Source organism: Stenotrophomonas sp. YJH_SMC_46 (assembly GCF_059370315.1).
Genome location: NZ_JCAFTO010000003.1, coordinates 523,474 through 547,807 on the forward strand (window position 1 = coordinate 523,474; position 24,334 = coordinate 547,807).

Sequence of the window (24,334 nt, forward strand, 5' to 3'; positions counted from 1 at the left end):
AGAGCGACGCCATGCGTGGATACCCCCGGCTACGCCGCCGAAGCGGCCACCTTCTCCAGGATCCGCTTGCCACTGCTTTCCAGCGCGGCATCTTCCTGTGCCTTCTGCTGCTGTGCCAGCTTCGCGCCAGGGCACTGCGCCAGCATGTAGTTGGCATCGAAGTTGAGCTTCTCGACCAGGAAGTCGACAAACGCACGCACCTTTGGCGAGACCAGGCGGCCGCCGGCGAACACGGCGTTGAAGTCCACTTCCGGGCCGGTCCAGCCGGCCAGCACGCGGCGCACCATGCCCGATTCAACGAACGGCTTGGCCATCACGTCGCCGGTCAGCAGCAGGCCTTCGCCACAGACCAATGCACCATTCAACGCAGACATGTCGTTGGCGGTCATCAGCGGGGTAACCGGGAAGTCGCGCAGTTCCCCACCGTTCTCGCCCAGCTGCCAGGTGAAGCGCGGCGAGTTGCCGGTGTGGTACGGCTTGCGCATCGCAAGGATGCGATGGAACTGCAGTTCTTCCGGATGCAGCGGCTCGCCGTAGCGCTCGATGTAGGCCGGGCTGGCGAACACCTGCGTCCGCAGGCTGCCCAGCTTGCGTGCGACCAGATTGGAATCGGGCAGGGCACCCACGCGCAGCGCCAGGTCCGCTTCACCGGCGATCAGGTCCAGCTTTTCGTTGCCCATGTGCATGTCCAGGCGGATCTCCGGGTACTGCGCATGGAACTGGCCCAGCAGCGGGGCGATCCAGGTGATGCCGATCGAATAGGGCACGGTGAAGCGCAGCCAGCCGCGCGGGCCGGACTGCAGCTGGCTCACCGCGCTTTCGGCCTCTTCAAGCTCGCGTGCGATGCGCTGGCAATGTTCGTGGTAGATCGAACCAGCTTCGGTCAGCCCGAGGCGGCGCGTGGTCCGGTGCAGCAGGCGCGCGCCCAGGCGCGTTTCCAGCTCCTGCACTTTGCGGCTGACCGTGGTCTTGGGCAGGCCGAGCGATTTGGCAGCGGCAATGAAGCTGCCTTGCTCGACCACTTTGACGAAGATCAGCGTCTCGTTGAGATCGTGGGACATGGTCGGGATCCTGGACGTCGGGGATGGGACAATCGTGACAGAACGATTGGACCGGGAGCGGGATGATTATTCCCCTTAATCAGGACTAATCAAGTAAAGGTTTGAGGTCTATCGTGGCGCCATTCGTTAATTGGAGCCCGTCCGCCATGAGCCTGCGCAACATTCTTGCCCGACTCCGGAACGCCGGCCAGAGCACCCTGGACCTGGCGATGACCGTCGAAGCCCGTCCGAGTTCCTTGGTACACAAGGACTTTCGTGAGTTTACCGCGCCCATGCGTCAGCAGCGTGGCGGCGCCATCCGCTTGGCCCCCCACAAGGGTGACCGGCTGCGCCGGATCGGGACTATCCCGGATTTGGGAGGAAATGTCCCGTGAATGGGATACTGACGCCCGAAGTTCTGGTCCTCGGTGGTACCGGTGCCGTGGGCCAGGGCGTGGTCGGCGCCTTGCTGGAAGCCGGCAGTCCGGTGCTGGTGGTCGGTCGCGATCCGGGCCGGCTGGCTGCGCTGCATGAGCAGTTCGCCGATGAGCCGGGCCTGGAGACGCTGCTGGGTTCACTCAGCGATGACGGCTCGGCACGCGCCCTGGCCGAACGCATCGGGCAGCGCCCGCGTCCATTGGCCGCGGTGATCGCGGCCATGGGCGGGCCCTACCGTCGCGGCCGGGTGATCGACCGCAACGGCGAGGAGCTGCTCGGGGCCATGCAGGCCGACCTGATGCCGCATGTGCATGCGGTGCGCCACCTGCTGCCGTTGTTGCAGGACAACGTGCATGCGCGGCGCTATGTGATGATCGGCAGCCCGGCCAGCGCCAAGCCCTGGGCGGGCTACGGCGAGACCTCGATCACTACCGCCGCGCTGCGCATGTACGCGCAGGTGGTGCATCAGGAAGCGCAGGCGCTGGGCGTGCGCGCGCAGATGCTGGAAGTCTGCAGCCCGGTGTGTACCCCGGCCAACGCGGCCAACGCCTGCATCGAGTGGCCCAGCTCGCTGCTGGTCGGCCGCCGCGTGGTGTCGCTGCTCGATGGTTGCCGGGACAACCGCGCCATCGTCCGCTGCGACAGCAGCGATGCCGAACTGCCACGCGGCCTGCTGCACCTGGAAGTTCCCCCTTTGTGGCGCGATACCGCAGGCGTCGCTTGACCTCGACCAAGGTTGAGGTCGCAGTATGCGCCGCCGATTTTTGCAACACGTTCCCATATTGCTGTACCACCCCTCCGTACGGATGCATGCCATGACTTCCCCCAATACCACCCCACATCGTTTCGGCCATCGCATTGCGATGGTTGGCGTGTCGATCCTCGCCGCGGCCGTGCTGGCGGCCTGCAGCGGCGGCCATGCCGAAGAGGCCGGTGCACCGCCGCCGCCGCAGGTCAGCGCCGCGCCGGTGCTGGTCAAGCAGGTCAGCCAGTGGGACGAGTTCAGCGGCCGCGTCGAAGCGGTACAGAGCGTTGAACTGCGCCCGCGCGTGTCCGGCTACATCGACAAGGTCAACTACGTCGAAGGCCAGGAAGTGAAGAAGGGCGATGTGCTCTTCACCATCGACGCCCGCAGCTACCAGGCCGAGTACGACCGCGCAGCAGCCGAGCTGGCCCGTGCCCGCACCCAGGCCAGCCTGGCCCGAAGCGAGTCCGAGCGTGCCAAGCGGCTGTCCGAGCAGCAGGCGATCTCCACGGAGACCGCCGAGCAGCGTCGCGCGGCTGCCGACCAGGCGGGGGCTGCCGTGCAGGCCGCGCAGGCGGCCCTGGATGCAGCCCGGCTCAACCTGGAATTCACCAAGGTGCGCGCGCCGATTGACGGCCGTGCCGGCCGCGCGATGGTCACCGCCGGCAACCTGGTCACTGCTGGCGACAGCGCCAGCGTGCTGACCACGCTGGTCTCGCTGGACACGGTGTTCGTCTACTTCGATGCCGACGAGAGCACTTTCCTGCGCTACGCCCAGATGGCGCGCAAGGGCGAGCGCCCGAGCGAGCGGGACAGCGAGCTGCCGGTGAAGGTCGGCCTGTCGGGGGAAGAGGGCTATCCGCACTCGGGCAAGGTCGATTTCCTCGACAACCAGGTGGCGCGCAGCACCGGCACCATCCGCGTCCGTGCGCTGCTGGACAACGCCGACCGCCAGTTCACACCGGGCCTGTTCGCTCGCGTGCAGCTGCTTGGCAGCGGCCAGTTCCAGGCCCTGCTGATCGACGACAAGGCCGTGCTGACCGACCAGGACCGCAAGTACGTCTATGTGGTCGACAAGGATGGCAAGGCCCAGCGCCGCGACATCCAGCTCGGCCGTACCGCCGACGGCCTGCGCATTGTCGAGCATGGCCTTGCCGCCGGTGACAAGGTCATCATCGACGGTGTGCAGAAGGTCTTCATGCCGGGCATGCCGGTGCAGGCCAAGGCGGTGGCCATGCAGCCACCGGCCGCAAAGCCCGCACCGGGCCGCGATGCCACCGCTGCGCTGAACCACTGATCCGCCCGCTCCTGATCCGCGTCCCCGCTTAGCTGCCGGCGCCAGCGGCAGCCTTCCCTGCCTTCGTCATATTGGCGAGGGGCGGGGCGGCTGTTGCCCGCCGAATGCCTTTCCCAGGAATTCCTCCATGGACTTTTCCCGCTTCTTCATCGACAGGCCGATCTTCGCGGCGGTGCTGTCGATCGTGATCTTCGCCGCAGGCCTGATCACGATTCCAATCCTGCCGATCAGCGAGTACCCCGAAGTGGTGCCGCCGTCGGTGGTCGTGCGCACGGTCTATCCGGGCGCCAACCCCAAGGTCATTGCCGAGACCGTTGCTACCCCGCTCGAAGAGGCGATCAACGGCGTCGAAGGCATGATGTACCTGAAGTCGGTTGCCGGCTCGGACGGCGTGCTGCAGATGACCGTCACCTTCCGCCCGGGCACCGACCCGGACGCGGCGGCGGTGAAGGTGCAGAACCGCGTGGCGCAGGCACAGGCACGCCTGCCCGAGGACGTGCGCCGGCAGGGCGTGACCACGCAGAAGCAGTCGCCCACCTTCCTGATGGTGGTGCACCTGACCTCGCCGCAAGGCAAGTACGACACTCTGTACCTGCGCAACTACGCGCGCCTGCACGTCAAGGATGCGCTGGCGCGTATTCCGGGCGTGGGTGACGCGCAGATCTTCGGTGGCGGCGACTACGCCATGCGTGCCTGGCTGGACCCGGACAAGGTGGCGTCGCGCGGCCTGACCGCCAGCGACGTGGTGCGCGCCATGCGCGAGCAGAACGTGCAGGTGTCGGCCGGCCAGCTCGGCGCCGAACCGCTGCCGGACAGCAAGTTCCTGACCCTGATCAATGCCCAGGGCCGGCTGAAGACCGAAAAGGAGTTCGGCGACATCGTGCTCAAGAGCGGCACCGATGGCGAGATCGTGCGCCTGTCCGACGTGGCCCGCCTGGAACTGGGTGCGGGCGACTACACCCTGCGCTCGCAGCTGGACGGCAAGAACGCGGTCGGTATCGGTATCTTCCAGTCGCCGGGTGCGAACGCGCTGGAAATCCGCGACCAGGTCATCTCGACGATGGACGAGATGCAGAAGACCATGCCGGCCGACGTGAAGTACGAAGCCGTGTATGACACCACCATCTTCGTGCGTGACTCGATCAAGGCCGTGGTCTCCACGCTGCTGGAAGCCATCGCCCTGGTAGTGCTGGTGGTGATCCTGTTCCTGCAGACCTGGCGTGCCTCGATCATCCCGTTGATCGCGGTGCCGGTGTCGGTGGTGGGTACCTTCGCCGCGTTGTACCTGCTGGGCTTCTCGATCAATACGCTGAGCCTGTTCGGCCTGGTGCTGGCGATCGGCATCGTGGTCGACGATGCGATCGTGGTGGTGGAGAACGTCGAGCGCAACATCGAGGAAGGGCTGTCGCCCACCGCAGCGGCCCACCAGGCCATGCGCGAGGTCTCCGGCCCGATCGTGGCGATCGCGCTGGTGCTGTGCGCCGTGTTCGTGCCGATGGCGTTCCTGTCGGGTGTTACTGGACAGTTCTACAAGCAGTTCGCGGTCACCATCGCCATCTCCACGGTGATCTCGGCGATCAACTCGCTGACCCTGTCGCCGGCCCTGGCCGCGCGCCTGCTGAAGGCCCATGGTGCACCGAAGGACGGCCCGAGCCGCCTGATCGACCGCCTGTTCGGTTGGGTGTTCCGTCCGTTCAACCGCTTCTTCAAGTCCAGCTCGGAGAAGTACGAGCGTGGCGTGGCCCGCATCCTCGGCCGTCGCGGTGCGGTGTTCGTGGTCTACGCGATCCTGCTGGTCGGTACCGGCGTGATCTTCAAGCTGGTGCCGCCGGGCTTCATCCCGACCCAGGACAAGCTGTACCTGATCGCGGGTGTGAAGCTGCCGGAAGGCTCCTCGATCGCGCGTACCGATGAAATGTTGCGCAAGGTCGCCAAGATCGCCCAGGAAACCGATGGCGTGGCCCACACCATCTCGTTCCCGGGCTTGAACGCGCTGCAGTTCACCAACACGCCGAACACTGGTGTGGCGTTCATTCCGCTCAAGCCGTTCGCCGAGCGCCATGGCCGCACCGCCGCGCAGATCAACGCCGAGATCAACCAGAAGATCGCCGGGCTGCAGGAAGGCTTCGCCTTCGCGATGATGCCGCCGCCGATCCTCGGCCTGGGCAACGGCAACGGCTACCAGATGTTCATCGAGGACCGTGGCAACCTGGGTTACGGCGCGCTGCAGAATGCCGTACAGGCGATGCAGGGCACCGTGGCGCAGACGCCGGGCATGGCCTTCCCGATTTCCAGCTACCAGGCCAATGTGCCGCAGCTGGATGCCGAGGTCGACCGCGTCAAGGCCAAGGCGCAGGGCGTGCAGCTCACCGAACTGTTCGACACCCTGCAGACCTACCTCGGTTCGGCCTACGTCAACGACTTCAACCAGTTCGGCCGTACTTGGCAGGTGATCGCCCAGGCCGACGGTCCGTACCGCGAGACGGTCGAGGACATCGGCAAGCTGCGCACCCGCAACGACCGTGGCGAGATGGTGCCGATCGGTTCGATGGTCACCATCAAGCAGACCTTCGGCCCGGATCCGGTGCTGCGCTTCAATGGCTACCCGGCAGCGGACCTGGCCGGCGAGGCTGACCCGCGCCTGCTGTCCTCGGCCGAGGCGATGACCAAGCTGACCGAGATCGCCGGCAAGGTACTGCCGGTCGGCATGACCACCGAATGGACCGACCTGAGCTACCAGCAGGCAACCCAGGGCAAGGCCGCCTTCATCGTGTTCCCGGTGGCGATCATGCTGGCCTTCCTGGTGCTGGCCGCGCTGTACGAGAGCTGGTCGCTGCCGCTGGCGGTGATCCTGATCGTGCCGATGACCCTGCTGTCGGCGCTGTTCGGCGTGTGGCTGACCGGTGGTGACAACAACGTGTTCGTGCAGGTCGGCCTGGTGGTGCTGATGGGCCTGGCGTGCAAGAACGCGATCCTGATCGTCGAATTCGCCAGAGAGCTGGAGATGGGCGGCAAGGGCATCGTTGAAGCCGCGCTGGAAGCCTGCCGCCTGCGACTGCGCCCGATCGTGATGACTTCCATCGCGTTCATCGCCGGCACCGTGCCGCTGGTGCTGTCGCACGGTGCAGGTGCCGAGGTCCGCTCGGTGACCGGTATCACCGTGTTTGCGGGCATGCTGGGCGTGACCCTGTTCGGCCTGTTCCTCACCCCGGTGTTCTACGTGGCACTGCGCAAGCTGGTTACCCGCAACGGTGGCGGCCAGCTGGTGCAGCATGGCGAACCGACCATCCATCACTGACATGGAACCCCGCCGTCGCCGGCTACCGGCCGGCGGCGGCTTTTCCCTCACGAGGCATGAATCCATGAACACCCATCAGAACAAGATCGCGCTGGTCACTGGCGCTACCCGTGGCATCGGCCTGGAAACCGTGCGCCAGCTGGCCCAGGCGGGCGTGCACACGCTGCTGGCCGGTCGCAAGCGCGAAACGGCGGTGGAGCTGGCCCTGAAGCTGCAGGCCGAGGGCCTGCCGGTGGAAGCCCTGCAGCTGGACGTGACCGACGCGGCCAGCATCGCCGAGGCAGTCGAGCAGGTGCGCCAGCGCCATGGCCGCCTCGACATCCTGGTCAACAACGCCGGCATCATGATCGAAAACCCGGCCCAGGCACCGTCGGAGCAGTCGCTGGACACCTGGAAGCGCACCTTCGACACCAACGTCTATGCGCTGGTGGCGGTCACCCAGGCCTTCCTGCCGCTGATCAGGCAAGCCAAGTCCGGCCGCATCGTCAATGTGTCCAGCATGCTCGGCTCGCAGACCCTGCACGCGGATCCCTCCTCGGGCATCTATGACTTCAAGATTCCGGCGTACAACGCCTCCAAGGCCGCGGTGAACAGCTGGACCCTGAGCCTGGCCTACGAACTGCGCAACACGCCGATCAAGGTCAATACCGTGCATCCGGGTTACGTCAAGACCGACATGAACGGCGGCAACGGCGAGATCGAAATCAGTGAAGGCGCGCGGTCCAGCGTGGAAATGGCACTCATCGGTGAATCCGGTGCCAGCGGCAGCTTCACCTACCTGGGCGAGGTGCTGCCATGGTGATCCGCACGTTGGCGATGGCCGTCTCCAGCCTGGTGCTGGCGGGCTGTGTCAGCGTCGGCCCGAACTACAAGGCGCCGGTGCAGGAACCGGTGGTGCTGCAGGGGGCGCAGCAGCCTGTGTTCAGCACTACCTCGCCGGTGGCCAGCTGGTGGGCGCAGTTCGACGATCCGGTGCTGGAAGAACTGGTGCACGGTGCACTGTCGGATAACCTGGACCTGCGCGTGGCCGTGGCCCGTGTCAGCCAGGCCCGTGCTGTGTTCGTCGAAAGCCGTTTCGACCAGGCCCCGCACATCACCGCAGGCGGCAGTTACGACCGCCGCAAGCAACCCGATCCGCAGCTGGGTGGGCAGCGGGTGTTCAGTGAAAGCTACCAGCTCGGCTTCGACGCCGGCTGGGAGCTGGATCTGTTCGGCCGCAAGCGGCGTGCTGCAGAAGCCGCGCGCGCCGACCTGGACGCCGAGCAGGCCAACCTGGCCGACGCGCAGGTGCTGGTTGCCGCTGAAGTGGCGCGTAACTACTTCGAACTGCGTGGCACCCAGAAGCGCATCGCAGTGGCCCAGCACACGCTGGAGAACCTGCGCGATACGCAGAAGCTGACCGAAGCACGCTGGGAACTTGGGGCCGGCAGCGAACTGGACGTGCAGAGCAGCCGCGCCCGCCTGAAGGCGATCGAGGCCGATATCCCGCTGCTGGAAGTAGCCGAGACGCAGTCGCGCAACCGGCTGGCCGTGCTGCTGGGCCAGCGCCCGGAAGTGCTGACGGCGATGCTGGCGCCGCAGGAAGTCCCGGCGTTCGCCAAGGCCTTGCCGCTGGGTGATACCCGCGAACTGCTGCGCCAGCGTGCAGACGTGCGTATGGCCGAGCGTCGCCTGGCTGCCGCGACCGCACGCGTGGGTGTGGCCACAGCGGACCTGTTCCCGCGGTTGTCGCTGTCAGGCTTCGTCGGCTTCCTCGGCGGCGATGCCAGTGGCCTGGTCAATGGCAGCAACAAGGCCTGGTCGCTGACGCCCTCGCTGAGCTGGGCCGCGTTCGACTTCGGCACCGTGCGTGCGCGCCTGCGTGCCAGCAAGGCTGAAGCCGAAGGCGTGGCCGCGCAGTACGAACAGGCGGTACTGCTCGCCCTGGAGGACACCGAGAACGCGCTGACCCGCTATTCCAAGCAGCAGGCACGGTTGGCGATCGTGGTGGAGCAGGCGCAGGCGGCTCGGCGTGCCGAATCGCTGGCGCAGATCCGCTATCGCGAGGGATCGGAGGACTTCCTGACCCTGCTGGACGCGCAGCGGACCCAGCTGGCAGCCGATGATGCGCTGGCGGCGGCCGAGGCCGACGTCAACGTCAGCGTGGTGGGTGTGTACAAGGCGCTGGGTGGTTGGGGTCAATCACCGCAGCCGCCAAGCCTGGCGCAGGCGCAGTAACCGCAGGGGACGGAAGCAGGGACTTCCGTCCCCTTGTTCTTTCAGGGCCAGTGGTTGGCCGGTACCTCACGCTCGCGCATGCGCACGATGCAGAAGCGATGGCCGGTTGGTGCTTCCATCACCCACCAGCGCTTGACGAAGCCTATCCGTCGCGCGCCGAGTTTCTCCAGGCGGTCGGCTTCGGCATCGATGTCGTCGCTCTCGATGTCCAGATGCACCCGTGACGGGTGATCGACGCGCTGGACTTCAACGTCCAGGCCCGCCGGAGCACCGAGCAGGTCGGCGTACTCGGCGGCGTCTTCGGCACGGGCGGGCTGCGCCTGCAGGCCAAGCGCGGCGGCCCAGAAGCGGGCGCCTTCGTCGGCGGGAATGCCCTCGCAATCGATGATGAAACCGGCCAGGCGACTCTGGTGTGCCATGCCTTTCTCCACAGTTCGGGAACAGGGGCAGGGTAGCGCGGCGTCTGCTGTGGACGTTGTCACAGTCGTGACGTTTCTGACTCTGCCGGAAGCCGTGTCCGCCGTGTAACTAGTGGGGCAGATTCCAGGGAGTACACACGATGAGCGATGACAGGCGGGATACCCAGCGCATGCTGTTTGGAGACCCGGGGCCACCCGGTGCGGGCCTTTCGGTGGCGGTCGTTGTGCTGCTGGTGCTGGCGACGATGGCCGCTGCGATCGGTTTCCTGCGACTGCCCGATCCGATGCTGGGGCTCGGGCTGATCGGTGTCGCCGTGTTCCTTGCCGTCGGCGCCCGCATCTGCCAGGCGCGCAACCAGCACCAGGCGTTGTACCGGCTGTTGTCGCGGCAGCCGCCGCCGTAGCCACGGCTGCCGCGGGAATTCAGGGCTTCGGCCAGTCCAGCTCGACCACCAGCGGGAAATGATCCGACGGCAGCACGCCGTCGATGCGACGATCATCGGTAAGGAAGCTGCGCGCACGGAAGCCACGCACCAGCACCCAGTCCAGCTGCACGGTGGCCTTGCCGGTGAAGTCGTGGAAGGTCGGGCGCGGACCCTGCGGTGTTTTCACCTGGGTACGGGTGTCCTGCAGCAGGCGGGTGAACGCCCTGTAGGTGTCACCGCCGGGCTCGCTGTTGAAGTCACCGGTCAACACCACCGGCAGGTCGTCCGGCATGGCCTGCAGGCGCTTGCCGATGAGCTCGGCACCCTTCACCCGGCGCGGTTCGTCCTCGTCGCGGTAGGGCAGGTGGGTATTGAGGAAGTAGAAGCGACGGCCATCGTCCAGGCGCCGGAACAGGGCCCAGGTGACCATACGCGGGTACAGGTTGCCCCAGCTGATGCTGCCAGGGACGTCCGGCGTATCCGAAAGCCAGAAGTTGCCGGATTCCTCGATGGCCAGCACCTTGCTGTCGTAGAACACGCCCATGTGCTCATCGCCGCTGCCACCGCGGCGGCCTTCACCGAACCAGCGGTAGCCGGGCAGGTGCCCTGACAGGTAGTCGGCCTGTTCCTTCACCAGTTCCTGGGTGCCGATCACTGCCGGGTGCGCGTCGAGGATCACCTTGACCATCGCATCACGGCGGTCGGGCCAGCGCTTGCCCGGCTCGGTGTCAGCCGGGGTACGGACGTTGAATGACATCACCTTCAACGGCGCCGGCGTGACGGCCCAGGCAACGGCAGGCAGAGCAAGCGCCAGCAGCGCACTCAGCGCCGGGCGACGGAAACGCGACAACATCGTGGAATCCCTCCATTCCATGAAAACGGTTTCATGGAGCATGCCATGGAAGGCGGGGGCAGTGGTATGCCGGGACGGGCGACTTGGAGACGCCGGGCGGACGCTGGACGCTCCGCCCGGCAGATGCCCCTTGCCCGATCAGGGGTCGTAGATCATCCCGTTCTCGTCGCGGTTGTAGTGGTCGCTGGCCACGCGGGTGCCGTCGTCATGGACCACGTACAGCGTGCAACGCTGGTGGAACACGTTGCCGCTGATGCGGAAGGGCACGCACTCCTCCTGCAGGCCGACCTCTTCGGCTGCATTCGCCGGCGGCGAGGGCACCAGGGCCGCAAGTGCAACTACTGCAGCGAAAGAAAAAGCGGTCATTCGATTGTGCAGCGTCATTGATCACACTCCTTGTAGCCGTAGTCGGTGTCCGATGCAGATCAGTCTGCCGGGAGGTACCACTGACCGTTCTCGTCTATCCAGTACACCGACGTGAAAACGGTGCCGTCTGCCAGAGTGCGGGTGACGGTGCAGCGCTGATGCACGAGGTTGGGCCCAAGTCTTACGGGCACGCAATCGGTCGTCGATCCGGGGGACCCGGCCGCGTGGCCAGTCGCCGGTATCCCACTACCCAATGCCAACATCAATGCGGCCATCGCGGCCAGTTGCAGTTTCATAAGCATCATCCTTGCTTTCTGCAATCGCGCACATGCGCATGGCGTGTGTAACACGCGAACCAGAGATCCGGAAGTGCCTCGCCGCGATCAGTCTTCGATCTCGCCGCGACGGCTGGCGGCACGCACTGCCTGCGCGGTGGTCGCCACACCCAGCCGTTGCCGCGCGTGGCGCAGGTGGTTCTCCACCGTGCGCGTGGAAAGCCCAAGCGTGGCCGCGATCTCAGCTTGCCGGCGCCCGGCGGCGACCCAGCGCAGCACTTCGCGCTCGCGGTTGCTCAGTGCGCTTCCCGAACGCTCGGCAGGCGATTCGGCCAGACGGCGCGCGGCCCGGAATGCTGCGGTTGCAGCAGCTTCCAGCCGCAGGCGCGCGTTGGCCGACGCGTCGATTGACGTACCGGCAACGCTGACCGCGCCTTCCAGGCCGGTGATGCCGAACACCGGCACCTGCAGCCCATGCAGGCCTTCGCCGCGAGGCTGCTTCACCACCTGGTAGCGCTCGCCGCGAACGCCCAGGCGCTTGCTCCAGAAGAACGGCGCGTTGCTGTCCAGCACGTGGCGATTGACGGGGCAGGCGTGGAGGTAGCGCGCAAGGTCGGTATCGCTGCCATCGCCGAACCAGTCGCCCTCGATCCAGTACACGCGTTGCGTACCCCGCTCCAGCCCGGTGCCGGTGGCAAACACCAGCACGCGGTCGAAGCCGAGCGGTGCCGCGATGCCTCGCAGGACTGCACCCACCGCGCTCAGCGAACGGGCGCGTTCCAGCTCCAGCAGCGCCTGCACCAGCTCGGTCATCCGGCTCAGCGCCCGGCCAAGGCGTCGAGCAGGGCGCGTGCAGCCAGTTTGCCCAGCGCATTGCCAGCCAACGGGCTGTCGCCGGTCAGCAGCAGGCGGTCCTGCAGCACGCTGCCATCGATGCCGTCATTGACGATCTGCACGCCCCGCTGTGCCAGGCGCTCACCGAAGAACCACGGCAACTGTCCAGGCATGTAGCCGATCTCCGGCGTCTGCCGGTCCATCGCATCGGGGAAAGCGCAGATGCGGTAGCCGCGGAACAGCGAACCGCCATCGGCCTCGTCCACGCCCGCAGCCAGCAGTGCGGCCGGACCGTGGCAAAGGGTGATGATGTGGCGTTGCTGGGCCATCGCCCAATGCAGGACGGACTTCACCGCGCGGCTCTGCGGCAGTCCGATCAGGGCGCCATGGCCACCGGGGATGAACACTGCCGCATAGTCCGAATCTGCATCGAGCCCGGCGACCACCTCGTCCAGTGGCAGCGGCTGGCGGAAGCACGAGGCATAACGTTCGTACAGCCCGCCGATTTCCTTGTCCTCGTTTGGAAATGCCCACCACTCGAACTTGGCGGGGTTGCCCGACAGCGTGGCTACATCGATGCCGAAGCCGGCCTTGTCGAGGTGGTACATCGGCAGCAGGGTCTCCACCGGATGGTTGCCGGTGGAGAACAGGTGGCCATCGGCAGTTGGCAGATAGCGTTCGTCGGCAGCGATCATCAGCACCTTCCAGCGGCCATCGCGGCGCGCATCCGGGTAGTCGGCACCGGAAAGGTTGCTCTTGGGCGATGTGAACTGTGACAGCGAGTAGGGCGACGGGAAGAAGGCATCGCGCTCGGCCGGGTCGGGGCTGGGCTGGCGGCTGGGCTCTTGCGTGTTCATGCAGACCTCCTGCGGGAAATGTGAGGCCAGCATAGGAGGGTGGGTGCGCACGCGCGATGAGGGATTTCCCTCAGCTGCCCACGGCTAATTGGCCTGGTTCCCGTGTTGCTGCATGTCCTCATGCAGGATCCGCCGCAGTTCGACGATGGCCAGCGTGGCTTCCTGCACGCTGTGCCCGGAGACGATCACCTTCTCCGAATCCGCATGCGGCAGGTGCGAGCTCCAGTAGGGCACCAGCCCGTCGCTGGTCTTTCCCAGCGGACCATCGGCCTTTGCCCGCGCGATGATCGAGTGGTAGTGCACCTTCGGCGACATCGGCAGGTCTGCCACGGCGCGGACGAAGGGATCGTCCTTGTCCAGATTCTGGATGCTGTTCATCTGGTAGCCGTGCTTGCCGTCGGTGCGGTCGATCTGGCCGTCGTTGGCGATGGTGGCAACGTCTTCCAGCACGGTCAGCGGCCACCGCACCAGGCGACCGATCCAGCGGCCCAGGCGGGTGCCCGCCACGTCGGTACCGCGGTGTGGGGTGGCGATGAACACCACCCGCGACACTGCCGGTTCCGGCAGGAAGGTCAGCACCGGTGCGCCCTTGGTGCGCAGCAGTTCACGCTGTGCCGGCGTCATCTGCGCGGTTGCCAGCAGGGTATCGACCAGATGATCGCCGGAAGAGGAAACCATCAACCGCGCGATCACCCCACCCATGCTGTGCCCGACCAGGAGCATGTCGTGCGAAGCCTGCGCCTTGCCGCTGGGGTCGAAATGCTTGAACACCTCATCCAGCGTGTGGCGCATCGCATCGTGGCTCATCGCGATGGGCATGTTGGTGGGGTAGTAGAACTGCCAGACCTGGAAGTCCTGGCGGATCTCGTCGTCGCGCAGCAGTTCGTTGGCCACGTTGACCCAGGCTTCCGGACTGCTGGCCAGGCCATGGATCACCAGCAGTACGCGACGGTTGGGATCGTAGGGCTGCATCATGTACAGATGCGGCGTGTCGATGCCGCCCTTGCCCCCGAACAGCGAGCGCAGCGACTGCCGGCTGAAGTTGGAACGGGCCAGCCACAACGCATAGCCGGCGGTGAAGTTGGCCGCCAATGGCACCTGCTGGCCGTGCAGGGTTACTTCCGAAACCTGGTAGGGATCGTGGATCTCCAGCTCCGGCTCGTCATCGTGCAGCACTTCCCACAGGTTCTTTCCCGAGAAGCGCAGCAGCACCGTCATCGATGGCGAAGGCATCTCGCTCCAGCTCTGCGTGGCGGAAGGGCTTGCCTGCACCGCTGCCGGCGTAGTGCTGGGCGTGGTTGCGGCCGGGTCATCCATCACGGCCACCAGTTCGGCACCGAAGCCATCGCGGCGGTGCACGCTGCGCAGCGTGCCGGTGAACGACAGCGAGGCGGCGGGTACCAGTTCGGTCGGTGTACGCTCGTCCAACGCCGATGCTTCCCCTGGAGGGGCCAGCACGAACGTCCAGCGGCCCAGCTGGAGATGGTTGGCATCGTTGTGCACGCGCCCGGTGGCGTAGGCGTCGTACAGCTGCACCGACGCCTCCTGCACGGCCAGGTTGTAATAGTCGCGCACCTGGGTCTGGCGGTCTTCGAAGCCGCGCTGGTTGGCGGTGCGCTCGGTGAAGAACAGGTAGGCGTAGGCCTGGCGCGCGACCTGCATCCATGCGTCCAGGCGCGGCTGGAAGTCGGCATCCAATTCGTTGACTGCGGTCTTGGCGCGACCCGAGGTGGAGTACTCGCGCTTCGGCGCCGGCAGGGTCATCGCATACTGCAGCCACAGCTCGGCCAGGCTGGAGCGCTTGTCCTCCTCGCGCACGATGCTGGCTTCCATCGCTTCGATGCAGGGCAGGCCGGGCTTGGCGCAGACACCTTCATCAAGGCCGGCCACGCGCAGCGTCTCCGTGGTCGCCGCACTGAGCTTGCCGGAGGTGAGGATGTCACCGCGCTTGAGCGCGATGTACTGGCCGGGCGTGACCGAGGCGACCTGCACCGAAGGCCCGAACTGCCGCAGGGTCGCGCAACCTCCCAGGCTGAGCAGCGCGGCGATGATGAGGGTCGTGCGGCCGATCAAGCCCAAGCCCGTGGTAGCCATGCGATCCTCCTGCGCGGAGGCGCCACTCTAGCGGTCGGTCTGTCAAAGTGGAATCCACTGGCCGGATTGGGCCTGGCCGATGCGTCCGCCGTGCGATCCGGGCATTCCCGTGTGACACTGTGGTGGAACGTGCTTGGTGATCGTGATGACCTGGCTGGAAACACGTGTTCCCCCGCCCGTGGTGATGCTGCTGTGTGCAGCTGTCGGCTATGCAGCGTGCAGGCTGTGGCCGGGTTCTGCCTTTCGGGCACCGGCGCCGGCGCTACTGGCGGGTCTGACGATGGCGCTCGGTGTGGTGCTCAATCTGCTGCCCAAGGTCTCCTTCCGGCGAGCAGGCACCACCGTCAATCCTCTGCGACCTTCGGCCTCGAGCGTGCTGGTTACCAGCGGGATCTACCGCCGCACACGGAATCCGATGTATCTGGGCCAGGCGCTGGTTCTGCTGGGAGCCATGGTGTACCTGCAGCAGCCGACCGCGCTGATGGTGGTCCCGCTGTTCCTGGCGTACATCACCCGGTTGCAGATCCTGCCGGAGGAGCGGGCACTGATGGCGCGCTTTCCCGCGGCGTACGCGCAGTACCGTCGTCGCGTGCCGCGCTGGCTGTAGCGTTGGCTACGCCATCAGCGGCTGATCTGGCATTTCACTGCGGCCGAATAGCCCTCGTAGTCGTCGCCCGCGATCACGTGCAGGGTATGGCGCTTGTCGACGCGCTTCGCGTACGACGGTTCTTCGGTATTGGCGTGCTCGTTGACTTCGGTCACCGACCAGGCCTTGGCCAGGCGCTTGGCATCGACACCGTTCAAGTACACGAAGAGGCTCCTCTCGCCTTCGGCCACGTTCACATCGGCATTGGTGACCGTGCCGCCAAACAGCGCGACCGGCTTGTCCTCCGGTTCGAATGTACCGCCCGGCTTCTTGGCCAGGCCGGCTGCCTGCAGCGCATCGATGGCTTCGGCCTCGCTGAAGTTGGAGCCAGGTCTGCAGGACAGCAGGGCTTCCAACGTTGCGGTGCCTGGCGGCGCGATGGTGGGTGTGGAGGCGTGCGTGGCTGGGGCTGCGGCCAGGGCGGTGAGGAGCAGGGACATCGCGAGGGGGGCTTTCATGGCAAATCCTTCTGGCGATCGCGGGGTGAGGGGCTGTTGGAGGTGTCATCCCGATTATGCGCCACACATCCTCCGCGACGTGCAGGCACAAAAAAGCCGGAACCCCGGTTGACGGGAGATCCGGCTTCTTGCGGCCTCGACAGGCCATACAGATGGTGGAGGTGGGCCCTACCGCAATGTGAATGTAAGTTGTTGATGGTGCAGGCAGTTGATGCTGGTGTATGAAACCGATACCCCCAGCAATACCCCCACTCTATGCAGCCTTGGCGGGTTCAATTCCATCCCGCTCGGCAACCCGGGCGGCCTGCCAGGCGTCCACCTCGGCCTCGATCCAGCCTACCGCGTTGCCGCCCAGCGGCACAGGCGCCGGGAAGGTGCCGGCGCTGATCCGATCGTAGATCGTGGTCTTGCCCAGGCCCGTGCGGCGCTTGACCTCGGGCATCTTGATGAAAACGAGCGGCTCGGTAGCCATGGTGTCCTCCTTCAGTTCGTGGCCAGCGCAGCGCGCAGCTGCTTGGTGGCGGTGCTCATGCGGCAGCCCTCAGTGCCTGGATGACTTCACTGGCCTTCGGCGGGCACACCGCGTTGCCCATCATCTGCATGCCGTCCTTCTTGTTCCTCGGCAGCAGGTAGTGCTTCGGGAAGCCCATGGCGATCTTGGATTCCTCGACCGACACCATGCGCATGCGGTCGCCGTCGATGATGCTCCAGCGGTCGCGGGTGGTGATCGTGCCGATTGGACGGTCCAGCGATCGGCCAGTCAGGCCGGAGCCGGTGCCGAAGTAGGGCGCCACGAATCGATCACCGAACGCTGCCCGGCCTGCACGCACCCTGGCGATGGTTGCCGCGGCACGGCCAGGGCGCTCAACGGGCGTCCAGGTGCCGGCGTCGAAGTCGATGAAGCTGCTCGCGGGAACGTGCGGCAACTTCGGCAGTTTCAGCTCCAATGGGTGCTTACTCTTGGTCAGCACGATGAAGATGCGCACGCGGTGCTGCGGCACGCCAAAGTCGGCGGCATCCAGCAGGTGCGGGCTGACTGCATAGCCCAGCGCCGTGACCGCGGCGCACCATGCCGGGAACAGCTTCCACTTCAGGAAGGCCGGAACGTTCTCGACCAGGGCGGCCTCGGGTGACTTGCATTCCAGCGCCGACACAACGGCCCAGGCGGTCGAGCGCGTGGCGTCATGGTGCGGGCGTTCCTTGCCGCGGGCCGGCGTGTGGCCCTGACATGCCGGCGAAGCCAGCAGCAGGTCGAAGTCGGGGAGCTGCGTCCAGTCGGCCTGCTGCAGATCCTGGCAAACGTGCTGGGCGCGCGGATGGTTTGCCGCGTGCGTCTCGACGGCTGCAGGCCAATGGTTCGCGGCCCACACCACTTCGCAGCCAGCCTGCTCGGCGCCTTCAGTAAATCCGCCGCCGCCGGCGAACAGATCGATGGCCTTCATGCGATGCCTCCCTTCGCGTGATTCATGACTTTCTGCGCCTCGGCCATGTCGCCGCGCGCTAGCGCCTGCAGGGCCAGGCCCCGTGCTTCCCAGGTGCGCACGGTCGCCGGCCGAGCCGAGTCGAGGTCTACCCCGGACATGCTGGCCAACTGCCGGCCGACCTCGCGGTGGTCGATTGCCTCAGCCATGAGCGCACCTCCGCCAGCACCAGCGCAGCCCATTGCGCGCGGCGCGGCATGCGCGGCTGATCGCCCACAGGGTGGCGATGCCGGCCGCAAACCCGGCCAGGGCGAACACGTGGACCATTGCAGCGGTGAGCAGCTGGTCAGACATGGTCGATCTCCTCCAGCCGAATTGGCATGGCAGAATGCCGGCCAGTCCACAGGGGGGTTACTTCATGAGCAGCATCTCGCAGTGTTTTTTGCTCGACATCGATTGGGCGGCTTGGTCCGCAATTGCGACGTTCATCGCCGCTGCGGTCGCTCTGTATGTCGGCATTCGGCCAGTTACTATTGCCCGAAAGGCGCACCGACTCCGCGCTCATGCGATGGCGAGAGTTCTCTTGTCCTCCTTGAACATTCAAGGCCTCCACGTTGCTGCGACGTTGAAGGTTATGCGCGCTCCTTTGACACCGGCGCTTTACAATGCCGCTGTTGACAATGTGAAAGTCATTGATATCGAGCTCTGCCGATCCTTCATTCAATACTTGGATGCGTTTCCAGAATCGACGGCCTTGGCCACCGGCGAATGCTTGGCACAAATGGACCTGATCCTGCGTTCTCAGAAGCGGCTGAGCGTCGCTCAAGAAGGGGAAGAGGTAGTTGGTAAGGAATTCTGCCCGCTTTATGAAGATTTTTTGAAGATCATAGATCTGCTCAGGGCGGATCTTGCCAAGCAGATCGGCGCACTCCCTGTCATGGAGTACGAGCCTGCAGCGAGCGGGCTTGCGCTTCAACTTAAAGCTATCTCTGAAGGGCAGCCTGCCGTGATTATCCCGCGAGAGGAATACGACAAAAATTACCGGGAAGAGCGCCGTGATTAGCGTTTGAACGCCTGTACTGGTGCCTGTCCGGCGGAGCGGTCGAGTGCTCAAATGCAGGCCTGAACCGCGAAGCACCGTCGCGAGGGTTGTGAGGATTTCGTCGATGGTCATGCAATCTCCTGCGTTTGCGAGGCCCGTTCGGCCTCGATCAGGGCATAGCCAATGGCTTCGACGCGTTCGCGCAGCTGGCGGCGTGCGATCAGCAGCTGCAGCGCGATGTGCCGGCGGTGGTCGTTGAGCTGGAACGTCCGCGTCTCGATGTGCAGCTTTCCGGCCAGGTCGCGGCGGAACAGGCGGTAAGTGAGGACGTGGCCGCCCAGCACCTTATCGATGGACCGGCCCCAGGCGAAGCCCTCGGTGCGCTTCGGCAGCCGGCGATCGTAGCGGGTACTGCTCATGGCAAAATCGGCTCCAGTAGGGAACAGGGGGACAGCCAATGGAGTTGCTGAAGGTCTTGTGGGAAATGCGTCGAGGCGTCAGCGAGTGCTGGTGGCTCGGCACCACGTGCGCCGTGAACTGGGATGCCTGGTCGGCAGTTGGAACGGTGTCGGCCGTTTTTGTGGCTGTGCTGGCTCCGTCGATCCAGCGAGCATTTAGCCGGCGCAAGGCGAACGGGTTGTTTGCGTTGGCCTACCGCGCCGACGTGATCAATGCGCAACTGCGCCTGGAGAACATTCGCAGGGATTACCCCATGAGGGAACGGGATGGCGCGTGTTGGGCTGTTGAGGCGTTGCTTGCAAACGAGGGGCCGCACCGCGACGGCTTTCTGGAACGTGCCAAGTGGCTCGATGTGTTGTCCCGCCGCGAAGTGGATCTCACCAAGTGGCCAGCAGTGGACTTGGGCCTTGCAGCCAAAGTGGTTGTCGCAATCGAGTCTGTACGCCACTTCCAAGTAGGTGCGGTTGTCCTTGCGGATCCGGCTGATGACCGCGACTGGGGACGTATGCTCGACTCCGTCGCTGAAGTTTTGGATCAAGCGATCGTCGACATCGAGGTTGCAGAGGTCGCTCTTCGTCAAGCCGTCAACAAGCTTCCTCGGAAGAAGCTGCGGTAGCGGCGTGCAGTCGTCGCTTATGCAACAAGGGTGCAGGGCGCCGTCCATCAGGCGGCCTGCGCATTGATGCCCGACAGTGGGCGCTGCAGGCTGCGGATCATCGCGGCGCGCATCGCGTCGACCTGGTCGGCGTCGTACAGCTTCGATCCGCGCTCGGTGGCCACCGGCTCGAAGCCGAGCTGACGCAGGCCCTCGGCGTCGATCTTCAGCGGTGCGATCAGATCCACGATCTGGCCGAGCTTGATCCGGACGACCGGCCGCTGGGTGGCGCTCGGCGACGGCGCGCTGGCGGTGGTGGCTGCCTCGACCTGCGCCGGCGCTGCATCCGCAGTCGGCACCGGCTGGACCTGTACCGCCTGCGCTGCAGCCGCCGCTTCCTGAGCCTTGGCCTGTTCCTGCTCGCGGATCTTCTCGCGCTCAGCGTCCAGCCGTGCCTGCTCGGCCTGCTGGTGCTCCGCAATGCGTGCCGCGACCAGGTTGCGCAGATCCTCCGGCGCCTTCGTCGCGCACAGCTGGACCCGGTCGGCGAACAGCGTTGCGTGCTCGGCATGCCCGGCGAGGATGGCCACGTTCGCGCGGATCCGCTCGGCGTACTGGCTGGCGTCGATCTTGGCATTGGCCGCCACCGCGTCCACGGCTTCCTGCATGCTGCTGAAGGAGCGCTTGCCCTTCATCGCCTCGGCGATGTCGGCAACCAGCGTCGTCGGCATCGGAATGGCGTGCTCGCCCAGGGTCTCGTTGATGGCCAGCACGTGCTGCTGCACCGCCCGGCGTGCGGCGTTGCCGATCTCGGTGCGGCGCTCGTCCTTGCGGCGCTTCACCAGCTTCTCCAAGTCCAGACGCTTGGCCCGGGCCTCGGCCGCGATGTCATCGATCGTGCGGAACAGCAGGTCGATGCTCTCGGTCTGGCTGAGGGCGTGCTGCTTGGCCGCCTTCAGCTGTTCCTCGATGTTGCCGCACCACTTCACGGTGGTCTCGGCATCGGCAAAGTCCTGGTCGCTCACCAGCTCGGTGCTGATGCCCTGGAACACGGCGATGGCCTGGGCCTTCCACTCGGCCAGGTTCGAAGCGGTGACCATGCCGGTCACCTCGATGCGCAGGGCCGGCAGCTGGTCCGGGGCACGGCCGGAGGCAACGGGTGCGGCCACCGACGCCGGCTCGTACGCGGCAACGTCAGCCTCGAACTGGGCCCAGCCCGCAACGATCTTGGCGCGCAGCTCCGGGTTCGGGACGTACCAGCAGTGGCGTTCCTCCACCAGTTCGTCGCCGGCCCACTTCGAAGCCATGAACAGCACTCGCTCGGCGCCGCTGACCATCGCCTGATGTTCCATCTGCATCTGGTAGTGCAACGGCAGGCAGGCGTCGGTGCCGTCCAACGGCATGGCCAGGCGCAGGTCGTCGTTGAGCGACTTGTGCTCGAACGCCTTGTCTTCCAGCAGGGTCAGGCCGTCGAAGCTGGCCGAGAACTTCCCGTCCACGCCGACGCAGGGATACAGCTCCTCGCCGATGATGGTCTCGGCCAACGGCCGGGCCAGGTCTTCGAAGCGGTGGCCATCGGCGAAGCGCTGCAAGGTCGCGGCGTCGTGCTCGACTGCGGCGCCGGTGGCGAACTCGCGCACGAGCTGGGTGCGGGTCTTGTAAGGGCTGCAGCCCATCATCGCCGGCGCATCGCTGGCGTTGAAGTGCGCGGCGCGGTGGGCATGCCATTCCGGAGTGCCCTGGATCAGGTTCACGGTACGCATGCTCAGCCCTCCACCGCAGTCTGGGTCAGGCCGCCGGCAGCCGCGGCAACACCGCTCTGCGGCTCGCCTTCACCCTCCGCTTCGTCCTTCGGCGGGTTCCGGATCTCCTGCAGCTGGTCAGCGGTGAAGCGAGCCTTCGTCTGCAGCATGGCGATCAGGTCCTCAGCGGACTTCTTGCCGCTGGCGATGATGTCCCACCACTTCGGAAGGTTGGCCGCGAAGTCGGCTTCCGAGTACAGCGGCAGCTGCTTGTCGGCCTGGCCCTCGATGGCGGCGCGCGGCTGCTCGTTGCTCGCCGCGCCGGCCTGGGGGATGTCCATGATTTCTTCAGCGATGGGCATGCCGCGCAGGACGTCGGGGAACACGTCACGCAGGGCGAAGGCGCGGGCGCGCATCTGGCGCATGCGCTTCGGGTACTGTGTCCAAGGGCCGCTCTTGCCCAGCAGGCCGGCCACCTTGGCATCGTCCATGCTGAAGGTGCGCACCTCTTCGGATTCTCCGCGGCGCTTCACGCGGCAAACGGCCGTGCTCCCGTCGTCCGCCTCGGTGATGTACTCGCAAAGCGGCGAGCTGCGCACCAAGGCGATGACCGCATCGCCCCATAGGGCAGGGCGGCCGTTGATGATGGCCAGGTTCTGCAGCGCCTGCAGCGGCTTCAGGCCCAGCTCGGCGCCCCACTGGATAGCGATCAGGCAGTTGGCTGGCTTGCCCTTGAAGTCCTTCGGGACCAGGTCGCTGTCGGCGAGGTAATCGCAGAACGTCAGGGCCTGCTCGAACGTCTGCGGGCTGAGGTCAAACTGGTGGCGCGGCTGCGCGGGGAGCGCGCTGGGCTGCTGCACAAGTGCATTCATGGCGTTGAATCTCCAGCCGGCGCGGCCGGCAAAAATGGGATATGGGTGCCCGGCTCTCGGAGCCGCCGCCGGGCGGGCGGGTGCGTCGTGTGGATCAGTCGCGGCTTTCGGGACTGATCGTCAGACGCCACTTGATTGCCTCGGGGCTGAAGGCGCCTGCTGCCAGGCCCTCCGCGATCTGCTTGATCAGAGGCGAGTTCTTCTTCGTGAGCTGGGCAACCATCTGCTCCTTGAGCGCCGCCTGCAGCGTTCCGATCTGCTCCTCGATAGCTGCGCGTGCGGCTTTGCGAATGGCGTCCCCGATGGCCCAGTCCAGCCACGTCTTATGGGATGAGTGGTGGTAGTTGCTCGGCTTTCCGTCGCTGTCCACCTGTGTCGCGAGGATCGTGCTGACAGCCTTCTCCAGCACGTTTGCGCTACCGCCCAACGCTTGCGCGATGGCTGCAGTGATGTTGGCCTGGATGATCGGCTGTATGACGTCCTGCGGAATCTGGAGCGTGGGTGCTGACATGAGAGTTTCCTTTGCCGGCAGCGCCGGCGCGTTGGGAATGGATGCCGGCGTCGTGGAATCCCGGCCGGCGCGGGGCCCGTGAGGGCGGGGGAATTCGTTACGCGGCCAGGTCTTCCTGCACGGGCTTGTCGCCCTTGCTGGTGTTGAGCGGCGAAACGAGGGTCAGCTGCACCTCGTTCTTGATCTGCTCGCACAAGGCACCGGCTTCGGCCTTGGTCGGGTGGAACACGGCGCTGAAGGTCAGCTGCAGCGTTCCGCCTTCCAGTGGTTCGAAGGACAGCTTTTTCAGGGTGACGTCGCTGATAACCAGCGGCTCGGACAGCCCAAGGCCGCTGCCGATCAGCAGGGAATAGCCCGGGTACTCTTCGTCCCACGGCAGCGCGCCGAGCTTCGGGAACTTGACCGCCGTCAGGCCGTCACCGCCCTCGATCAGGTCCTGCTGCTCGCCCTGCGTAGCCTTGCGGTACAGGGCCTGGCGCAGACCCTTCTGGAAGTAGTCCAGCACGCTGCTGCTGACGGCCACGACCAACTTCAGGTCGCCGGCCAGCTTGTTTTCGTCGCCGTGCTTCTCCGCACGGGGGTTGAAGTTGGCGACCTTGGCGGTCGCATCGCGCAGTTCGAACATCGGTGGTGCCTCTCGTAATGCCGGCAGCGCCGGCGGGAAAGGGGAGCGGATCAGCCGCGCACGCTGCTGGTGGCAACCCAGCGGGCTTTGGCAGCGTCACGATCGACGTGGGCCTGGCGGATCTCGGCGATGCGCAGCGGCACGACGACGGCGGCGAACAGCGCGACTGCGGCCCAGGCAATGCGGAGACGGCGGCTCACGAAAGCACCGCCTGCAGCAGTACGGTGGCAACGACGCCCAGACAGAACGCCAGAGCATTGGCGGCGACAGTGGCCACCACGTGGTGGCGCTGCTCGCGTTCGGCGGCGGTCATGCGGCGTCCTCCATGTGCCCGGCCTCGAAATCGTTCATCGAGGCGTTCACGCGGCGGGACATGTCGCGGACCAGATCGGCCAGCTCGCGGAAGTGGGGCAACAGGTGGGCCGGAACCTCCTGCGTCAGGAGGTGGGTCATCACGTGCCGAGCCTGGCTCAGCTTCTCGACCAGCGGGGCGACGTCGCCCTCGCGTTCCAGCTCCGCCGCCACGTGGTCGCAGGCGAACTGGAAGGCCTCGTCGTTCGGTTCGGCCGGTGCGAGGCCGTCATGGCTGCGCTGGGCAGCGCGGCTCCGGTCGTGGGCAGTGTGGCGGGCCATGGCTCAGGCCTCCCCGCACTGGCGGCGGTATCGCAGCACCGCGCTGGCGACCAGCGCTGCCCAGGCGGTCAGGTAGAGAACTGCTTCTGCCATGGTGGACCCCGTCTTGGATGGCCCGGGTGGGCCGACGGGGCAACTCTATGGCATTCCATAGCAATCCGTCAATGGGATA

30 protein-coding genes are annotated in these 24,334 nt (G+C 66.0%); 10 read left to right on the plus strand and 20 right to left on the minus strand.

The window, feature by feature from the left end:
* Window positions 1-29 precede the first annotated feature (29 nt).
* Entirely contained in the window at window positions 30-1,061 is a 1,032-nt protein-coding gene (locus AC5P8C_RS11945) for a LysR family transcriptional regulator (protein WP_005416157.1), read from the minus strand.
* A 146-nt stretch (window positions 1,062-1,207) separates the two neighbouring features.
* Here AC5P8C_RS11945 and AC5P8C_RS11950 point away from each other — a divergent pair, with 146 nt between their 5' ends.
* The 6 genes from AC5P8C_RS11950 (at window position 1,208) to AC5P8C_RS11975 (ending at window position 9,035) form a co-directional block, all read left to right on the plus strand.
* The gene (locus AC5P8C_RS11950; RefSeq protein WP_019661221.1) at window positions 1,208-1,435 is read left to right on the plus strand and encodes a hypothetical protein; all 228 of its coding nucleotides are present in this window, start codon (window positions 1,208-1,210) and stop codon (window positions 1,433-1,435) included.
* On the plus strand, window positions 1,432-2,202 hold the full coding sequence (locus AC5P8C_RS11955; protein ID WP_019661222.1) for an SDR family NAD(P)-dependent oxidoreductase: 771 nt from the start codon (window positions 1,432-1,434) through the stop codon (window positions 2,200-2,202). Before AC5P8C_RS11950 ends, AC5P8C_RS11955 begins: the two co-directional genes overlap by 4 nt.
* A gap of 91 nt (window positions 2,203-2,293) precedes the next feature.
* Complete coding sequence (locus AC5P8C_RS11960; protein ID WP_019661223.1) at window positions 2,294-3,520, plus strand: efflux RND transporter periplasmic adaptor subunit; 1,227 nt, start codon at window positions 2,294-2,296, stop codon at window positions 3,518-3,520.
* A 127-nt stretch (window positions 3,521-3,647) separates the two neighbouring features.
* Window positions 3,648-6,818, plus strand: coding sequence for an efflux RND transporter permease subunit (locus tag AC5P8C_RS11965; RefSeq protein WP_155029349.1), 3,171 nt, complete (start codon window positions 3,648-3,650; stop codon window positions 6,816-6,818).
* A 64-nt stretch (window positions 6,819-6,882) separates the two neighbouring features.
* A complete protein-coding gene (locus tag AC5P8C_RS11970; protein WP_233652984.1) occupies window positions 6,883-7,620 on the plus strand; it encodes an SDR family oxidoreductase in 738 nt (245 codons plus the stop codon).
* Complete coding sequence (locus tag AC5P8C_RS11975) at window positions 7,614-9,035, plus strand: efflux transporter outer membrane subunit (RefSeq protein ID WP_495218794.1); 1,422 nt, start codon at window positions 7,614-7,616, stop codon at window positions 9,033-9,035. The genes AC5P8C_RS11970 and AC5P8C_RS11975 overlap by 7 nt, the downstream gene beginning before the upstream one ends.
* A 41-nt stretch (window positions 9,036-9,076) precedes the next feature.
* Here the strand turns inward: AC5P8C_RS11975 and AC5P8C_RS11980 are convergent, their stop codons facing one another.
* Window positions 9,077-9,454, minus strand: a complete 378-nt coding sequence (locus tag AC5P8C_RS11980) for a VOC family protein (RefSeq protein WP_111104702.1) — start codon at window positions 9,452-9,454, stop codon at window positions 9,077-9,079.
* Window positions 9,455-9,594: 140 nt separating this feature from the next.
* Here AC5P8C_RS11980 and AC5P8C_RS11985 point away from each other — a divergent pair, with 140 nt between their 5' ends.
* Window positions 9,595-9,858, plus strand: a complete 264-nt coding sequence (locus AC5P8C_RS11985) for a hypothetical protein (RefSeq protein WP_021203970.1) — start codon at window positions 9,595-9,597, stop codon at window positions 9,856-9,858.
* Window positions 9,859-9,877: 19 nt separating this feature from the next.
* Here AC5P8C_RS11985 and AC5P8C_RS11990 read toward each other — a convergent pair whose 3' ends face one another.
* The 6 genes from AC5P8C_RS11990 to AC5P8C_RS12015 form a co-directional block, all read right to left on the minus strand.
* The gene (locus AC5P8C_RS11990) at window positions 9,878-10,732 is read right to left on the minus strand and encodes an endonuclease/exonuclease/phosphatase family protein (RefSeq protein ID WP_043399271.1); all 855 of its coding nucleotides are present in this window, start codon (window positions 10,730-10,732) and stop codon (window positions 9,878-9,880) included.
* A 138-nt stretch (window positions 10,733-10,870) separates the two neighbouring features.
* On the minus strand, window positions 10,871-11,098 hold the full coding sequence (locus tag AC5P8C_RS11995; RefSeq protein WP_227200225.1) for a hypothetical protein: 228 nt from the start codon (window positions 11,096-11,098) through the stop codon (window positions 10,871-10,873).
* A gap of 59 nt (window positions 11,099-11,157) precedes the next feature.
* On the minus strand, window positions 11,158-11,394 hold the full coding sequence (locus tag AC5P8C_RS12000) for a hypothetical protein (RefSeq protein ID WP_021203968.1): 237 nt from the start codon (window positions 11,392-11,394) through the stop codon (window positions 11,158-11,160).
* A gap of 87 nt (window positions 11,395-11,481) precedes the next feature.
* Window positions 11,482-12,186 (minus strand): PA1136 family autoinducer-binding transcriptional regulator, encoded by a 705-nt coding sequence (locus tag AC5P8C_RS12005; RefSeq protein WP_019661232.1) that lies wholly within the window; start codon window positions 12,184-12,186, stop codon window positions 11,482-11,484.
* Window positions 12,187-12,191: 5 nt separating this feature from the next.
* Window positions 12,192-13,064 carry a glyoxalase III HchA gene (gene hchA, locus AC5P8C_RS12010; RefSeq protein WP_026347157.1) on the minus strand — a complete coding sequence of 291 codons (873 nt, stop codon included), beginning with the start codon at window positions 13,062-13,064 and terminating at the stop codon, window positions 12,192-12,194.
* A gap of 84 nt (window positions 13,065-13,148) precedes the next feature.
* On the minus strand, window positions 13,149-15,158 hold the full coding sequence (locus AC5P8C_RS12015; RefSeq protein WP_495218795.1) for an esterase/lipase family protein: 2,010 nt from the start codon (window positions 15,156-15,158) through the stop codon (window positions 13,149-13,151).
* 145 nt (window positions 15,159-15,303) lie between these two features.
* On the opposite strand from AC5P8C_RS12015, the gene AC5P8C_RS12020 reads away from it, so the two are divergent.
* Window positions 15,304-15,765 carry a methyltransferase family protein gene (locus tag AC5P8C_RS12020; RefSeq protein ID WP_495218924.1) on the plus strand — a complete coding sequence of 154 codons (462 nt, stop codon included), beginning with the start codon at window positions 15,304-15,306 and terminating at the stop codon, window positions 15,763-15,765.
* A gap of 14 nt (window positions 15,766-15,779) precedes the next feature.
* Here the strand turns inward: AC5P8C_RS12020 and AC5P8C_RS12025 are convergent, their stop codons facing one another.
* The 5 genes from AC5P8C_RS12025 to AC5P8C_RS12045 form a co-directional block, all read right to left on the minus strand.
* Entirely contained in the window at window positions 15,780-16,262 is a 483-nt protein-coding gene (locus AC5P8C_RS12025) for a hypothetical protein (RefSeq protein ID WP_026347159.1), read from the minus strand.
* Window positions 16,263-16,515: 253 nt separating this feature from the next.
* Window positions 16,516-16,734 carry a helix-turn-helix transcriptional regulator gene (locus tag AC5P8C_RS12030; RefSeq protein WP_065183319.1) on the minus strand — a complete coding sequence of 73 codons (219 nt, stop codon included), beginning with the start codon at window positions 16,732-16,734 and terminating at the stop codon, window positions 16,516-16,518.
* A gap of 55 nt (window positions 16,735-16,789) precedes the next feature.
* Window positions 16,790-17,704, minus strand: a complete 915-nt coding sequence (locus AC5P8C_RS12035; protein WP_495218797.1) for a DNA cytosine methyltransferase — start codon at window positions 17,702-17,704, stop codon at window positions 16,790-16,792.
* On the minus strand, window positions 17,701-17,892 hold the full coding sequence (locus tag AC5P8C_RS12040) for a hypothetical protein (protein WP_495218798.1): 192 nt from the start codon (window positions 17,890-17,892) through the stop codon (window positions 17,701-17,703). The genes AC5P8C_RS12035 and AC5P8C_RS12040 overlap by 4 nt, the downstream gene beginning before the upstream one ends.
* Window positions 17,885-18,037: a hypothetical protein gene (locus AC5P8C_RS12045; RefSeq protein ID WP_366559711.1), complete on the minus strand. Its 153-nt coding sequence runs from the start codon at window positions 18,035-18,037 to the stop codon at window positions 17,885-17,887. Before AC5P8C_RS12045 ends, AC5P8C_RS12040 begins: the two co-directional genes overlap by 8 nt.
* Here AC5P8C_RS12045 and AC5P8C_RS12050 point away from each other — a divergent pair.
* The gene (locus tag AC5P8C_RS12050; protein WP_495218799.1) at window positions 18,036-18,746 is read left to right on the plus strand and encodes a hypothetical protein; all 711 of its coding nucleotides are present in this window, start codon (window positions 18,036-18,038) and stop codon (window positions 18,744-18,746) included. The two genes, AC5P8C_RS12045 and AC5P8C_RS12050, sit on opposite strands and share 2 nt — an antisense overlap.
* A gap of 107 nt (window positions 18,747-18,853) precedes the next feature.
* On the opposite strand, the gene AC5P8C_RS12055 is transcribed toward AC5P8C_RS12050, so the two are convergent.
* Window positions 18,854-19,144, minus strand: a complete 291-nt coding sequence (locus tag AC5P8C_RS12055) for a hypothetical protein (protein ID WP_495218800.1) — start codon at window positions 19,142-19,144, stop codon at window positions 18,854-18,856.
* A 38-nt stretch (window positions 19,145-19,182) separates the two neighbouring features.
* Here AC5P8C_RS12055 and AC5P8C_RS12060 point away from each other — a divergent pair, with 38 nt between their 5' ends.
* Entirely contained in the window at window positions 19,183-19,800 is a 618-nt protein-coding gene (locus AC5P8C_RS12060) for a hypothetical protein (protein ID WP_495218801.1), read from the plus strand.
* Between the two features lie 47 nt (window positions 19,801-19,847).
* On the opposite strand, the gene AC5P8C_RS12065 is transcribed toward AC5P8C_RS12060, so the two are convergent.
* From AC5P8C_RS12065 to AC5P8C_RS12090, 6 genes are all read right to left on the minus strand, one after another.
* Window positions 19,848-21,542 (minus strand): lambda-exonuclease family protein, encoded by a 1,695-nt coding sequence (locus AC5P8C_RS12065; protein ID WP_495218802.1) that lies wholly within the window; start codon window positions 21,540-21,542, stop codon window positions 19,848-19,850.
* 2 nt (window positions 21,543-21,544) lie between these two features.
* On the minus strand, window positions 21,545-22,393 hold the full coding sequence (locus AC5P8C_RS12070) for a recombinase RecT (protein ID WP_495218803.1): 849 nt from the start codon (window positions 22,391-22,393) through the stop codon (window positions 21,545-21,547).
* A gap of 94 nt (window positions 22,394-22,487) precedes the next feature.
* On the minus strand, window positions 22,488-22,904 hold the full coding sequence (locus AC5P8C_RS12075) for a hypothetical protein (protein ID WP_495218804.1): 417 nt from the start codon (window positions 22,902-22,904) through the stop codon (window positions 22,488-22,490).
* 97 nt (window positions 22,905-23,001) lie between these two features.
* Window positions 23,002-23,529: a hypothetical protein gene (locus tag AC5P8C_RS12080; RefSeq protein ID WP_164158749.1), complete on the minus strand. Its 528-nt coding sequence runs from the start codon at window positions 23,527-23,529 to the stop codon at window positions 23,002-23,004.
* A 50-nt stretch (window positions 23,530-23,579) separates the two neighbouring features.
* Window positions 23,580-23,729, minus strand: a complete 150-nt coding sequence (locus tag AC5P8C_RS12085) for a hypothetical protein (protein ID WP_495218805.1) — start codon at window positions 23,727-23,729, stop codon at window positions 23,580-23,582.
* 109 nt (window positions 23,730-23,838) lie between these two features.
* Window positions 23,839-24,162, minus strand: a complete 324-nt coding sequence (locus AC5P8C_RS12090) for a hypothetical protein (RefSeq protein WP_495218807.1) — start codon at window positions 24,160-24,162, stop codon at window positions 23,839-23,841.
* Window positions 24,163-24,334 lie beyond the last annotated feature (172 nt).

Excerpts from the sequence above, each read along its gene's own strand:
- AC5P8C_RS11945 (WP_005416157.1), bottom strand. The coding sequence starts at position 1,061 with ATGTCCCACGATCTCAACGAGACGCTGATCTTCGTCAAAGTGGTCGAG.
- AC5P8C_RS11950 (WP_019661221.1), top strand. The coding sequence starts at position 1,208 with ATGAGCCTGCGCAACATTCTTGCCCGACTCCGGAACGCCGGCCAGAGC.
- AC5P8C_RS11960 (WP_019661223.1), top strand. The coding sequence starts at position 2,294 with ATGACTTCCCCCAATACCACCCCACATCGTTTCGGCCATCGCATTGCG.
- AC5P8C_RS11965 (WP_155029349.1), top strand. The coding sequence starts at position 3,648 with ATGGACTTTTCCCGCTTCTTCATCGACAGGCCGATCTTCGCGGCGGTG.
- AC5P8C_RS11970 (WP_233652984.1), top strand. The coding sequence starts at position 6,883 with ATGAACACCCATCAGAACAAGATCGCGCTGGTCACTGGCGCTACCCGT.
- AC5P8C_RS11975 (WP_495218794.1), top strand. The coding sequence starts at position 7,614 with ATGGTGATCCGCACGTTGGCGATGGCCGTCTCCAGCCTGGTGCTGGCG.
- AC5P8C_RS11980 (WP_111104702.1), bottom strand. The coding sequence starts at position 9,454 with ATGGCACACCAGAGTCGCCTGGCCGGTTTCATCATCGATTGCGAGGGC.
- AC5P8C_RS11985 (WP_021203970.1), top strand. The coding sequence starts at position 9,595 with ATGAGCGATGACAGGCGGGATACCCAGCGCATGCTGTTTGGAGACCCG.
- AC5P8C_RS11990 (WP_043399271.1), bottom strand. The coding sequence starts at position 10,732 with ATGTTGTCGCGTTTCCGTCGCCCGGCGCTGAGTGCGCTGCTGGCGCTT.
- AC5P8C_RS11995 (WP_227200225.1), bottom strand. The coding sequence starts at position 11,098 with ATGACCGCTTTTTCTTTCGCTGCAGTAGTTGCACTTGCGGCCCTGGTG.
- AC5P8C_RS12000 (WP_021203968.1), bottom strand. The coding sequence starts at position 11,394 with ATGAAACTGCAACTGGCCGCGATGGCCGCATTGATGTTGGCATTGGGT.
- AC5P8C_RS12005 (WP_019661232.1), bottom strand. The coding sequence starts at position 12,186 with ATGACCGAGCTGGTGCAGGCGCTGCTGGAGCTGGAACGCGCCCGTTCG.
- hchA (WP_026347157.1), bottom strand. The coding sequence starts at position 13,064 with ATGAACACGCAAGAGCCCAGCCGCCAGCCCAGCCCCGACCCGGCCGAG.
- AC5P8C_RS12015 (WP_495218795.1), bottom strand. The coding sequence starts at position 15,158 with ATGGCTACCACGGGCTTGGGCTTGATCGGCCGCACGACCCTCATCATC.
- AC5P8C_RS12020 (WP_495218924.1), top strand. The coding sequence starts at position 15,304 with ATGACCTGGCTGGAAACACGTGTTCCCCCGCCCGTGGTGATGCTGCTG.
- AC5P8C_RS12025 (WP_026347159.1), bottom strand. The coding sequence starts at position 16,262 with ATGAAAGCCCCCCTCGCGATGTCCCTGCTCCTCACCGCCCTGGCCGCA.
- AC5P8C_RS12030 (WP_065183319.1), bottom strand. The coding sequence starts at position 16,734 with ATGGCTACCGAGCCGCTCGTTTTCATCAAGATGCCCGAGGTCAAGCGC.
- AC5P8C_RS12035 (WP_495218797.1), bottom strand. The coding sequence starts at position 17,704 with ATGAAGGCCATCGATCTGTTCGCCGGCGGCGGCGGATTTACTGAAGGC.
- AC5P8C_RS12040 (WP_495218798.1), bottom strand. The coding sequence starts at position 17,892 with ATGGCTGAGGCAATCGACCACCGCGAGGTCGGCCGGCAGTTGGCCAGC.
- AC5P8C_RS12050 (WP_495218799.1), top strand. The coding sequence starts at position 18,036 with ATGGTCGATCTCCTCCAGCCGAATTGGCATGGCAGAATGCCGGCCAGT.
- AC5P8C_RS12045 (WP_366559711.1), bottom strand. The coding sequence starts at position 18,037 with ATGTCTGACCAGCTGCTCACCGCTGCAATGGTCCACGTGTTCGCCCTG.
- AC5P8C_RS12055 (WP_495218800.1), bottom strand. The coding sequence starts at position 19,144 with ATGAGCAGTACCCGCTACGATCGCCGGCTGCCGAAGCGCACCGAGGGC.
- AC5P8C_RS12060 (WP_495218801.1), top strand. The coding sequence starts at position 19,183 with ATGGAGTTGCTGAAGGTCTTGTGGGAAATGCGTCGAGGCGTCAGCGAG.
- AC5P8C_RS12065 (WP_495218802.1), bottom strand. The coding sequence starts at position 21,542 with ATGCGTACCGTGAACCTGATCCAGGGCACTCCGGAATGGCATGCCCAC.
- AC5P8C_RS12070 (WP_495218803.1), bottom strand. The coding sequence starts at position 22,393 with ATGAATGCACTTGTGCAGCAGCCCAGCGCGCTCCCCGCGCAGCCGCGC.
- AC5P8C_RS12075 (WP_495218804.1), bottom strand. The coding sequence starts at position 22,904 with ATGTCAGCACCCACGCTCCAGATTCCGCAGGACGTCATACAGCCGATC.
- AC5P8C_RS12080 (WP_164158749.1), bottom strand. The coding sequence starts at position 23,529 with ATGTTCGAACTGCGCGATGCGACCGCCAAGGTCGCCAACTTCAACCCC.
- AC5P8C_RS12090 (WP_495218807.1), bottom strand. The coding sequence starts at position 24,162 with ATGGCCCGCCACACTGCCCACGACCGGAGCCGCGCTGCCCAGCGCAGC.